The organism is Streptococcus huangxiaojuni (genome assembly GCF_040930515.1).
Taxonomy (GTDB): Bacteria; Bacillota; Bacilli; order Lactobacillales; family Streptococcaceae; genus Streptococcus; species Streptococcus huangxiaojuni.
Map to the genome: position 1 here is coordinate 67,224 of NZ_JBFQEG010000007.1, position 11,718 is coordinate 78,941.

General features: G+C 43.0%; 9 protein-coding genes and 1 pseudogene. 9 read left to right on the plus strand and 1 reads right to left on the minus strand.

All coding sequences use genetic code 11. The features are described from left to right. Positions 1-173: 173 nt before the first annotated feature. From AB3329_RS05935 to AB3329_RS05945, 3 genes are all read left to right on the plus strand, one after another. Complete coding sequence (locus AB3329_RS05935) at positions 174-1,355, plus strand: phosphoglycerate dehydrogenase (RefSeq protein WP_368394844.1); 1,182 nt, start codon at positions 174-176, stop codon at positions 1,353-1,355. Between the two features lie 527 nt (positions 1,356-1,882). Next, a complete protein-coding gene (locus AB3329_RS05940) occupies positions 1,883-2,404 on the plus strand; it encodes a methylated-DNA--[protein]-cysteine S-methyltransferase (RefSeq protein WP_368394845.1) in 522 nt (173 codons plus the stop codon). 10 nt (positions 2,405-2,414) lie between these two features. Beyond that, positions 2,415-2,768: an arsenate reductase family protein gene (locus AB3329_RS05945; protein ID WP_368394846.1), complete on the plus strand. Its 354-nt coding sequence runs from the start codon at positions 2,415-2,417 to the stop codon at positions 2,766-2,768. A 782-nt stretch (positions 2,769-3,550) separates the two neighbouring features. On the opposite strand, the gene AB3329_RS05950 is transcribed toward AB3329_RS05945, so the two are convergent. Continuing rightward, entirely contained in the window at positions 3,551-4,378 is an 828-nt protein-coding gene (locus tag AB3329_RS05950; RefSeq protein ID WP_368394847.1) for an exodeoxyribonuclease III, read from the minus strand. Between the two features lie 484 nt (positions 4,379-4,862). Here AB3329_RS05950 and AB3329_RS05955 point away from each other — a divergent pair, with 484 nt between their 5' ends. The 6 genes and pseudogenes from AB3329_RS05955 to AB3329_RS05980 all read left to right on the plus strand — a co-directional run. Continuing rightward, positions 4,863-5,810 carry a hypothetical protein gene (locus AB3329_RS05955; protein WP_368394857.1) on the plus strand — a complete coding sequence of 316 codons (948 nt, stop codon included), beginning with the start codon at positions 4,863-4,865 and terminating at the stop codon, positions 5,808-5,810. Positions 5,811-6,135: 325 nt separating this feature from the next. Next, positions 6,136-8,157 (plus strand): methionine--tRNA ligase, encoded by a 2,022-nt coding sequence (gene metG / locus AB3329_RS05960; RefSeq protein WP_438272897.1) that lies wholly within the window; start codon positions 6,136-6,138, stop codon positions 8,155-8,157. A gap of 508 nt (positions 8,158-8,665) precedes the next feature. After that, entirely contained in the window at positions 8,666-9,577 is a 912-nt protein-coding gene (locus AB3329_RS05965) for a magnesium transporter CorA family protein (protein WP_368394850.1), read from the plus strand. Positions 9,578-9,811: 234 nt separating this feature from the next. After that, positions 9,812-10,510: a 3-oxoacyl-ACP reductase gene (locus tag AB3329_RS05970; RefSeq protein ID WP_368394851.1), complete on the plus strand. Its 699-nt coding sequence runs from the start codon at positions 9,812-9,814 to the stop codon at positions 10,508-10,510. A 95-nt stretch (positions 10,511-10,605) separates the two neighbouring features. Next, positions 10,606-11,235: a hypothetical protein gene (locus AB3329_RS05975; protein ID WP_368394853.1), complete on the plus strand. Its 630-nt coding sequence runs from the start codon at positions 10,606-10,608 to the stop codon at positions 11,233-11,235. Further along, positions 11,223-11,718 (plus strand): annotated as a pseudogene (locus AB3329_RS05980) (hypothetical protein); the annotation flags it as partial. The gene AB3329_RS05975 and the pseudogene AB3329_RS05980, both read left to right, overlap by 13 nt.

Below are 11,718 nucleotides of genomic sequence, written 5' to 3' on the forward strand. Positions count from 1 at the left end.
GACTTCCCTGCTTTTTTATAAATAACATGATGATAAGGTTTTATGACAGTAAAAGCTGCAGCGGGCTAGGTAATCTCCTGAAGGAAACTGACCTGCTTCTTAATCAAATGCAGCTGCTGTCAGTTAAAAAAATAGAAAAGGGAGGCTGATTTTTCAGCCTTTGTGTGGAGAAAATGGTATTTAGTGTCAAAACATTTAACAATATTAATCAGCTGGGCTTAAAGGAACTGGGCAACGATTTTCAAATTGACGGCGATCGCTCTGACAATCCGGATGCCTATATCATCCGCAGTCAGAATTTACATGATGTCAGCTTTCCGGAAAATCTGAAGGCCATCGCCCGTGCAGGAGCCGGAACCAATAATATACCTATTGATAAGGCGACAGAAGCCGGAATTGTTGTTTTTAATACCCCCGGAGCTAATGCTAATGCTGTCAAAGAAGCAGTTATAGCAGCTATTCTCATGTCGGCGCGTGACTATATTTCTGCAGCGGCTTGGGCTAATACTCTAAAAGGAGATGATGTGCCTAAGCAGATAGAAGCTGGGAAAAAGCAGTTTGCCGGAACAGAGGTTCGCGGTAAAAAGCTGGGTGTTATCGGCCTCGGCGCTATTGGTTCTCGCATTGCTAATGATGCCCGCCGTATCGGCATGACTGTCTATGGCTATGACCCCTATGTCTCAATTGAAGCGGCCTGGAATATTTCTCACCATGTCAGACGTGTCCGCGATATCAAGGAGATTTTTGCCAACTGTGACTACATCACTGTCCATGTTCCTTTGACCGATGACACTAAAAATACCTTTAATGCTTCAGCTTTTGCACTGATGCAAAAAGGGACGACCATTATCAACTTTGCCCGTGCAGATCTGGTTGATAACACGGCGCTCTTTGAAGCTATCGAAACCGGTGTTGTCAAGCGCTATATCACCGATTTCGGCACAGAAGAATTGCTTAATAAAGATAAGATTACGGTATTCCCTCATGTCGGCGGTTCGACAGCAGAAGCAGAGCTCAACTGTGCCATTATGGCCAGTCAGGAAATCCGTCAGTTTATGGAAACCGGGGAAATCACGCATTCTGTCAACTTCCCCAATATGCACCAAGCCCTGACGGCACCTTACCGTATTACGCTGATTAACCGCAATGTCCCAAATATTGTGGCCAAAATTTCAACCGCTGTTTCAGAGGTCAATATCAATATTGCCAATATCCTCAACCGTTCAAAGGGTGATTATGCCTATACCATCCTTGACTTGGATGAAACAGATCATACCAAAATCAAAACCTTGGTGGATGCTTTTGAAGCCAGTGATAATATTATCCGTGTCCGCTTGATTAAGGGAAATAAATAGAAGCGCTCTCCCTGCAGGAAGATTCTGAAACGGCTTATGAACTGGATACGGCCTAAAATCCTAGTGAAAAAGATGGTATACACTATGCTTAGTAATAGCAATTGGTTAGAAAAGCCGTAGCCGTCTGAAGGCTTTGCAGTCTTACAGCCTGCCGCACCCTTCTAGTCGTCCTGGCAGAGGTGCGTCTGCGAAATCAGAGATTTCGGACTTACCGTCATTTTCATACGGATTTTTAACGGCCTTTGTATCTTGTTAATTGAACACGGGCTAAGAGCTGTGCAGTGAAATCATCCAGTGGATGATTTCAGCCCGAACCCAGAAAAGGGAGAGTGAGGGGGCTGTAAATCTGTATCGTTATCTAGTTACCGTCAGCCGTAAACGTCTGAAAGCTTTGTCGTCTTAACAGCCGACCGCACCTTTCTAGTCGTTCTGGCAGGGGTGCGCCTACGAAATCATAGATTTCTGGCTTACCGCCATTTTTGCTTTGCTCTTTACACGCCCTTTGTATCTTAATAGAAGGAGGGATAATGCTTTTTAAACAACTCTATCATTCTCCTTTAGGGGATATATTATTAGCAGCTGCTGATGATGTCCTTTTAGGCACCTGGTTTGTAGGTCAAAAATACGAACTCTCAGGTTTTGAAAAAATAGATTTTACAGAGCAGGAGAATACCGTCCTGTCAGCTACAGAGGACTGGCTGGAGGCTTATTTTGCCGGAGTGCCGCTTCCGCTTCCAGACTTTCTGTCTCCTCAAGGGACAGTTTTCCAGCAAAGAGTGTGGACCCTTCTCACACATATTCCTTTTGGCCAAACAGTAACCTATGGAGAGATTGCCGAAGAGCTTCGCTGTCGGTCAGCTCAGGCGGTCGGCGGTGCAGTGAGGAAAAACCCAATCAGCATTTTTATTCCCTGCCACCGTGTATTAGGCAGTCGGGGACAGCTGACAGGTTATGCCGGCGGACTGGACAGAAAATATTGGTTACTGGAACATGAGGGGGTAAAAGAAGACAGACTGTTCTTGCAAATAAATAAAGGCAGCAGGCAGTAAAGGAGGCAAAATGCTGGTATTTTATGAGTATCCTAAATGTTCAACTTGCCGCAAAGCTAAGACTGAGCTGAAAGAACTGGGTCTGACCTTTGAAGCTGTTGATATCAAGAAAAGTCCGCCTCAGGCTGAGGATATCGTCCTTTGGATGAAAAGGTCCGATTATCCGTTGAAAGCATTTTTTAACACCAGCGGCCAGAGTTACCGGGCTCATGGTCTAAAGGATAAGATTCAGGGATTGACTGTGACTGAGGCTGCCGCACTTTTAGCTGCTGATGGTATGCTGCTGAAGCGGCCGATTTTGGTTAAAGACGGTGAGCTCCTGCAGCTTGGCTATCGGACAGCTTACCGCACGTTAAATTTATGATCAGCCGGTGAAGCTTATAGGTATCTTTTCTTGCAAAACCCCCGAAAGAGCAATCTTTCGGGGGTTTTTGAGATTATTAGATGTGTGCTTATGCTCGTTTTGGCAGAGGTGCGCTGGCGAAATCGGAGATTTCGGACTTACCGTCAGCCGTAGCCGTCTGAAGGCTTTGTCGTCTTTACAGCCGACCGCACCCTTCTAGTCGTCTTGGCAGAGGTGCGCTGGCGAAATCAGAGATTTCGAGCTTACCGTCAGCCGTAGCCGTCTGAAGGCTTTGTCGTCTTTACAGCCGACCGCACCCTTCTAGTCGTCTTGGCAGAGGTGCGCTGGCGAAATCAGAGATTTCGAGCTTACCGTCATTTTCCTCTTGCGTTTTTCACGGGCTTTGTATCTTGTTGGAATTGAACACGCCCTAAACGCTGCGGGAAAAAGATGGCCTGACCTTGAATCTGGAGATTCGTCAGTCAGTCCCCTATTTTCCTTTTGCGTTTTTCACGGGCTTTGTATCTTGTTGAATTGAACACGCCCTAAACGCTGCGGGAAAAAGATGGCCTGACCTTGAATCTGGAGATTCGTCAGTCAGTCCCCTATTTTCCTTTTGCGTTTTTCACGGGCTTTGTATCTTGTTAATTGAACACGGGCTGAGAGCTGCGCAGTGAAATCATCCAGTGGATGATTTTAGGTCGAACCTAGAAAAGGGAGAGTAAGGGGCTGGAAATCTGTATCATTACCTCATTGAAAGTGAGCAGTTTATTTTAAGATCAATGCTTCATTATATAAACCTGTTATAAATCAATTGTCAAAACAATCGGTGTGTGATCCTGCCGGCTGCCGGAATCAATCATTTCGGAACTGGTAACTTTGTCAGCAATACGCTCAGAAGTCAGCCAATAATCAATTCTCCATCCGGAATTATTGATTTTACTGGTAGGACTACGCTGCGCCCACCAAGAATAGACATTTGGAATATCGCCGTGCAGATAGCGAAAGGTATCTGTAAATCCTTTATTCAGCAGATTGGTAAATCCTTGGCGTTCTTCATCAGTAAAACCCGGTGAGCGGCGATTGGAGCTTGGATGAGCCAAGTCAATTTCTTTGTGAGCCACATTGTAGTCGCCGGTCGCCAGAACTGGTTTTTCCCGATCCAGAGCAGTCAGGTAATCGGCATATTTACAATCCCAGAGCTGCCTATCAGCCAGACGCTTAAGCCCATCTCCGGCATTGGGAGTATAAACTTGGGTGACAAAGAAATTTTCGAACTCCAAGGTGATAATCCGTCCCTCGGCATCCATCGTGCTTGGCGCTCCAATTTCTGGGAAAGTAACGGCCGGCTGCAGCTGCGCCTGATAGAGAAACATGGTTCCGGCGTAGCCCTTTCTGGCTGGTTCAACAGAAGAACGCCAGGCGATTTGATAATCTGGAAAATAGCTTTTTAGGATATCCAAATGTTTTTTTGTTGGTCCTTTAGCAGACAATTTTGTTTCCTGGATAGCAATGATTTCTGCCTTTTCAGCTGCTAGGGTATCCATGACAGCACGCGAAAGAAGGGCTCGGGCAGAATCACTGGTTAAAGCGGCATTAAGTGAATCAATATTCCATGAAATCAGTTTCATATCTTATCCTTTTTTGAATTTTTTCCTATTATAACAAAAAACAAAAGGAATTGCGATTACCATGTTCAGATGCATGTTATTGCGCTCTCGCTTTTATCGGACATTTAAAAGCGAATTTTTTTACGATTGAGCCTGTTTTTGAAAAAAATTTCTTCTGCTGCAATCCCCTAAATAACGGTTTTTCTTTTGCCGTCAGCAAGAAAATCCTGCTTGACAAGCCCTGTTCAAGAGATAAAATTATGGTAGAATAGTGGTATCTATTAGTTCAATACTGTAAAAACAGCTGATGAAACACTTAAAAAGACATCAACCAGTTTTTGCTCTGCCTTTTTTACGGCCTTTGTATCTTTGCTAATTGAACATGGCCTAAGAGCTGTGCAAAAAAGATAAAATCTCCTAGAGTCTCAGCGACTCTTCGTCAATTTTCCTATTTTTGCTTTGCTCTTTAAACGCCCTTTATATCTTTGTTTAGAGGAGGAGATTTATGATGAATCAAGAAGAATGGTTAGACTATTTTAGGACGGTTTACGGTCGTCAGCCGAGTGCAGCAGAAATTCAAACAGCTTTGCAAAATGGCGACTTCGTGCAAACTGCTGCCAACCAAGATAAGCTAGAGCCGCTGCACCAGCCAGCTGCCAGTCAGCCAGAGGCGGCCGCTCCGCCGCAAGCTGCAAATCAGCCTGCCGGCTCTGTACCGCCTCAGTCTGTTGCTGCTCAGTCCATGCCATCAGTTCAGCCGCCGGCCAAGAAGAAAATGAAAACATCAACTATCATTGCTGTCAGTGTCGTTTCGGGTCTGATCTTGCTTTTCAGCATTTTGGGCGGTTATGCGGCTTATCGCTATTATTCAGGGAGGATTGACGGTGTTTGGGAGCTGACCTATGAGCGTTATTATGATGAAGAAGAAGAAAAATGGCATACTTTCCTCGAAGAAGAGAACAATATTGAATATCATTTCTTTATATCCGTCGAAAACAATGACTTTTCAGAGTATGGTTATTATTATAATAAGTGGTATGATGGCGATAATGCTGAAGTAGATATTTTCTTGACCAATCTGTTTAACCCGCTTTTGAAGGTCAATCCTTGGGAGAAAAGGCTGCTGCGGGCAAGCACCCCTAAAGCCTACAAGAAAAAGGTTGACGAGGTGATGGATAACTTTTCTGCTTACTACAGTAGTTTTGATGAAGATACAGTAGAAGATTTAAAACAAAGTTACATCGATTCGTATGATGATATGGGTGAAAACCAATACAAATACAGGAAATCAGGCAGTACTTTAACGGTTGAAATCTATAATGAGAAAGGTAAATTGATTGACGAAATGGTCTTTAAAAAATTATCGTCAAAAGAGGCTAAAAAGATGGTTTCAGATTATGAAAAGATTGAGAAAAATTACCGTAAGAAGTATGGTCAGTACAGTGAGTATTGAAAAACAGGCTTAAAAAAGTAAAAACTCTCTGACGGATATATATTCCTTTCAGACGGCAGCAGGACGTGAGAAAATTATAAGAATAAGGAAGCAGAAAAAAACAAGAACTTTAGGAAATTTGACAGCGCTGCTTTTTAGGCCGCTGCTCCTAAGCTTCTGTTTTTATCTGTTTCCTTTTTTAACTGTTCAAGCGGGCTGAACTTATGCTATAATAAGGTGTTACCCCTTGCAGGAGCTGTCGGTGTTTTTTCATTGTGAGGTTTAAAGAACAACCGGCGGTAAATGAACTGCTGTCTGGGATTTTATATAGGAATTCATCTGAGATATTTTCTATCTTACTGAAAGGAATACTATGACTGATAAAAAATCATTTTATATTACAACTCCGATTTATTATCCTTCTGGGAAACTTCATATCGGTTCTGCTTACACGACTATTGCCTGTGATGTCATGGCTCGTTATAAACGGCTGATGGGTTATGATGTGTTTTATCTGACCGGACTGGACGAGCATGGCCAAAAAATTCAGCAAAAAGCAACAGAAGCCGGTATCAGCCCGCAAACTTATGTTGACAGCATGGCAGAGAGTGTTAAGGAATTATGGGAGCTTCTGGATATTTCTTATGATAAGTTTATTCGGACGACAGATAACTACCATGAGGATGTTGTAGCTAAAGTTTTTGAACAGCTTCTGGCGCAGGGGGACATTTATCTGGGTGAATATACCGGCTGGTACTCTGTTTCAGATGAAGAGTATTTCACGGAAAGTCAGCTGGCTGAGGTTTTTCGGGATGAAGAAGGTCAGATTATCGGGGGTATTGCGCCTTCTGGACATGAAGTTGAAAAAGTTGCTGAAGAATGCTATTTTTTCCGACTCAGTAAATATGCCGACCGTCTAGTTGCTTTCTTCAAGGAGCATCCGGACTTTATTACTCCGCATGGGCGGATGAATGAAATGCTGAAAAATTTCATTGAACCGGGTCTGGAAGATTTAGCGGTCAGCCGGACAACCTTTACCTGGGGGGTAGAGGTGCCAAGCAATCCAAAACATGTGGTTTATGTCTGGATTGATGCGCTGATTAACTATATTACAGCACTTGGTTACGGACAGCAAGACCACAGCAACTTCGATAAGTTCTGGCCTGCAGATATTCATATGATTGGTAAAGATATCCTGCGTTTCCACTCTATTTATTGGCCGATTATCCTTATGGCTTTGGATTTGCCGCTGCCAAAACGTTTAGTGGCGCATGGCTGGTTTGTGATGCAGGACGGTAAGATGTCTAAATCAAAAGGCAATGTCGTCTATCCTGAGATGCTGGTTGAACGTTACGGGCTTGATTCCCTGCGTTATTACCTCATGCGCAGCCTTCCAGTAGGGTCGGACGGAACCTTTACACCGGAAGACTATATCGGCCGGATTAATTATGAATTAGCTAATGATTTAGGCAATCTTCTTAACCGAACAGTTGCCATGATTAATAAATATTTCGGCGGCAGCATTCCGGCTTATGCTGAGAAGGTGACAGCTGTTGATGCTGATTTAGAAGCCTTTATTGCTGAAAATCTGACAAACTACCACAGACAGATGGAAGCAGTGGATTATCCGAGGGCTTTAGAAGCTGTATGGCAGATAATTTCTCGGACCAATAAATACATTGACGAAACAGCGCCTTGGGTTTTAGCCAAAGATAGCGGGAAAAATCAGGAGCTGGCTGCTGTTATGGCCCATCTGGCAGCCAGTCTGCGCCTGGTGGCTCACCTCATTCAGCCTTTTATGATGGCAACTTCCGATGCCATCATGGAGCAGCTGGGCTTTGGCTCAGAGTTTGATCTTGTCAGCCTCAGCCTGTCAGCCATGCCTTCAGGAGCTAAGGTTGTTCCACAGGGGAGTCCTGTTTTCCCGCGTTTAGATATGGAAGCAGAGATCGCTTATATCAAGGAGCAGATGAACGCTGACAAGGCTAGTGAGAAAGAGTGGAACCCTGAAGAGGTCGAACTTAAATCCGATAAAGCGCCGGTTGTCTTTGATGATTTTGATAAATTAGAAATTCGCGTGGCGGAAGTCAAGGCAGTTGAAAAAATTGCCGGATCGGATAAACTATTATCTTTCCGTCTGGATGCAGGTGATGGCGAGGACCGTCAAATTCTCTCCGGTATTGCCAAATATTATCCGAATGAGCAGGAGTTAGTGGGCAGAAAAGTACAAATTGTTGCTAACCTTAAACCGCGGAAAATGATGAAAAAATACATTAGCCAGGGTATGATTCTCTCAGCTGAACATGATGGCCAGCTGACTCTGCTGACCGTTGACCCCACCCTGCCCAATGGCAGTGTGATAGGCTGACAGATAGCCAAGAGAAGCTGAAACAGCCAGAATGGCATGAAAGCTTAAATTTTTGCCGCCTCCTTCTAGTCGTCTTGGCAGAGGTGCGCCTACGAAATCAAAGATTTCTGGCTTACCGTCATTTTCCTTTTGCGTTTTTCACGGGCTTTGTATCTTGTTAATTGAACACGGCCTAAAATCCTAGTGAAAAAGATGCCTGCCATTGTGATGCGAGCATCACTTGACACCCCCTATTTTCCTTTTGCGTTTTTCACGGGCTTTGTATCTTATGAATTGAACACGGCCTAAAATCCTAGTAAAAGAGACGGCTGCCATTGTGATGCCAGCATCACTTGACACCCCCTATTTTCATACGGATTTTTACACGGCCTTTGTATCTTATGAATTGAACACGGCCTAAGAGCTGTGCAAAAAAGATAGCCTGTCCTAGAGCCTTGTGGCTCTTCGTCCAGTCTCCTATTTTTGCTTTGCTCTTTTAACGGCCTTTGTATCTTGTTTAAGGAGCTTTATGAAAGAAAAGCATTTTGGTGATCTTACGTGGATTTGTGTCAATTTGGATGAAAAACTGGACAGTGATCAGTTGAAAGCAGATTTGGCAATTGATGAAAAAATTATTGCTTATGCTTCTGATGTCGATGAGTTGGCCCATATTGACTATCATGAGAAATTGGAACGGTTGATTCTGGTGTATGATGCTATTCATGATAAAAAGATTGATAATGTTTATGCGACAACACCGATAACCTTTATTCTTAAAGAAAAGCGGATCATCATTTTGCATACTAATGATAATGCTTATATGATTGAGCAGTTTGCTGCTTTATTTGAATCAGAGCCTATTGATTCTGTGTATGATTTCGTATGTGCCGCTTTGGTTGCTGTCTCTAAAAATTATTTTCATATTTTAGAAGGTCTTAACAAAGAGCTAAAAGAGATCCGAAAAAAACTGCGTAAAAAGACAACTAAAGATCGTCTGCTAACCTTATCGGATATAGAGATGATTATGATTGGCATTAAATCATCCAGCAAGCAAAATTATCTTGTTTTAGAACAGCTGAAGGATTCATCGCTGAACTGTCCTTTTTTCACCGGAGATGGTGATAAGCTCTCTGCAGCAAAAATTGAAGCCCGGCAGATTCTTGAAATGTCCGAACTGACAGCACAGACGCTGGCACAGTTATCAGAGACTTACAATAATATCTTAAATAATCAGCTGAATGATACGATGAAGATTTTAACAGGCCTGTCCATTCTTTTGGCAACACCGGATATTATTACCGGTTTCTTTGGCATCAATGTCCCTCTGCCGGAAATTTTAACGGATTATTCCTGGAGCTGGCTGCTGATTCTTGGGATTATTCTTCTCTTTGGCTTAGCCATGGGGAGACTTCTTATCTGGGTTCTTCGTACAAAATCATAACAAAAAGACGAAAAGCAAGGCTTTTCGTCTTTTTTAGCCATAAAAAATATTTTAAACAAGAAACAAAAAACAAAGCTAAGCATCGGCAAGTATGTCAATCCCCTGCTGTTATAAAGCGATTTATAGGGAGAGGCTTTTTTGATATAATGGGTAAAAACAAAAGGCAGTAAGGATTTATTTAGTGAGCAGAAAATAACAATCTTTATTGTCTGACTGAAAAACAGGAGTAAGTTTATGGTTAAAACAGTTCTTATAACCGGTGTTTCATCTGGTATCGGTCTGGCACAGGCCCGCCTTTTTTTGGAGAAGGGCTATAAGGTATATGGTGTGGATAAAGGGGCTGTTCCTGATTTACAGGGAGAGTTTCACTTTATGCAGCTTGATTTGACGGAAGATCTAAGTGCCCTCTATGATTTTGCAGCTGAGGTGGATATTCTGTGCAATACAGCAGGTATCCTTGACGGTTATCAGCCTCTTCTTAATCTTTCAGAAACTGACTTTGAGCTGGTTTTCCGCACTGATTTTTGGGCTCCAGTACAGCTTATCCGCCATTATTTGCCCAAAATGATTGAGAAAAAAGCGGGTATTATTATCAATATGTGCTCTATTGCCAGCTTTTTAGCCGGAGGAGGCGGTGCGGCCTATACCAGCGCCAAGCATGCACTGGCTGGTCTAACCCGGCAGCTGGCTTTGGATTACGCCAAAGACAATATTCAGGTATTTGGAATTGCGCCGGGTGCCGTAAAGACGGCAATGACAGCAGATGATTTTAAGGCCGGCGGTTCTGCTGATTGGGTAGCCGCTGAAACCCCTATCGGACGGTGGACGGTTCCGTCTGAGATTGCTGAATTGACGCTCTTTTTAGCTTCAGGAAAAGCAGAGTCCATGCAGGGAGAGATTGTCAAAGCTGACGGCGGCTGGTCATTAAAATAACAATTTTTCTGAAAGCCGATTAAACAAAGCTTTTTAAATAACCTGACTAATTTATTATCCAACAGCTGACTTAAGTGAATATAAGGAGATTTTCTATGGCTAAAAGGAAAAAGTTAAGCAGACCGGCAAAGATTTTCTGGGGACTGCTGGCTGCTGTTCTCATCGCTATCACAGGAATTTGGGGGTATAATCGTTACATGGAAAAGAAAAAGGTTGATAATTTATATAAGCACGGTTTTAAACTTTTAGAGGAACAAACAGCACTTTATATAAAAGAAAATTATTCTGGAATTAGTAAAATTGAATTTTCTCCTATTTTCATTGATGGAGATGGAAAATTTACAATGTTAACAGCTAATGTTGTTCCTGTCGTATATGATGAAAATGGAAATAGTGCTTTACTTGGTATGCCGACTGAGAAAGAGGACCAAGAAAGTTATGGCCTTTTAGAAGGAATTTATGCTTTGGATTTTGATGTATGGAAGAATGATGTTGTTTATTTATCTGACTCTGCTTCAGGGAAAGAAATTGATGTTTCAAAATATGATTATTTACCTGATGAAGCAAAACTTTCTGAAAGTAGGAAAATTGATGAAAATATGGCAGCATTAATAGATGAGGGGCAGTTACAAGATATTGAAAAGTCGTCAGAGGGTAGCCCTAAAGCAGAAATAGAGTATAATGTAGAGATTGAGAAAGGAGAATACTGGAAATGGCAACGTTAACTGATCAAAATATGCAGTCCCTTCAAAGTAAAATTAAAAAAACACTGGATGATAAATCAATTATAAATGGTGATAAACCGCTCAAGATTGATGGGGTAAAATATCAAGTTGTCAACAGTGTCAACGATACTACTCAGGCTTTAGCAGTAGCTCCGGTTTATTCAGATGGCCAAGTAGACTACAGCCAAACGGCTATCGTTGTGGCGGGGACCCAGCCCGGTCTTAATGAATCGACCAAGAATGCTGTCGAGGCCAGCGGAGTTTTCGGCCTGACCGACGGGCAGCTGACTGCCCAGACCGAAGCCATTGACCAGTTTTATCAGGAGACGGTGAAAAAGCTGGAAGTGCATAAGGGCACAGTCTCCAACATGTCCGGCTTCAGCCAGTCCGGCCCTGGTGTGGCTAAAGTCGGCGCCAAATACCAAGTGCCAAAGATTACCAACTTCACAGACTGGGCGGCAGCCCAAGCGGTAAAGAGCGGTG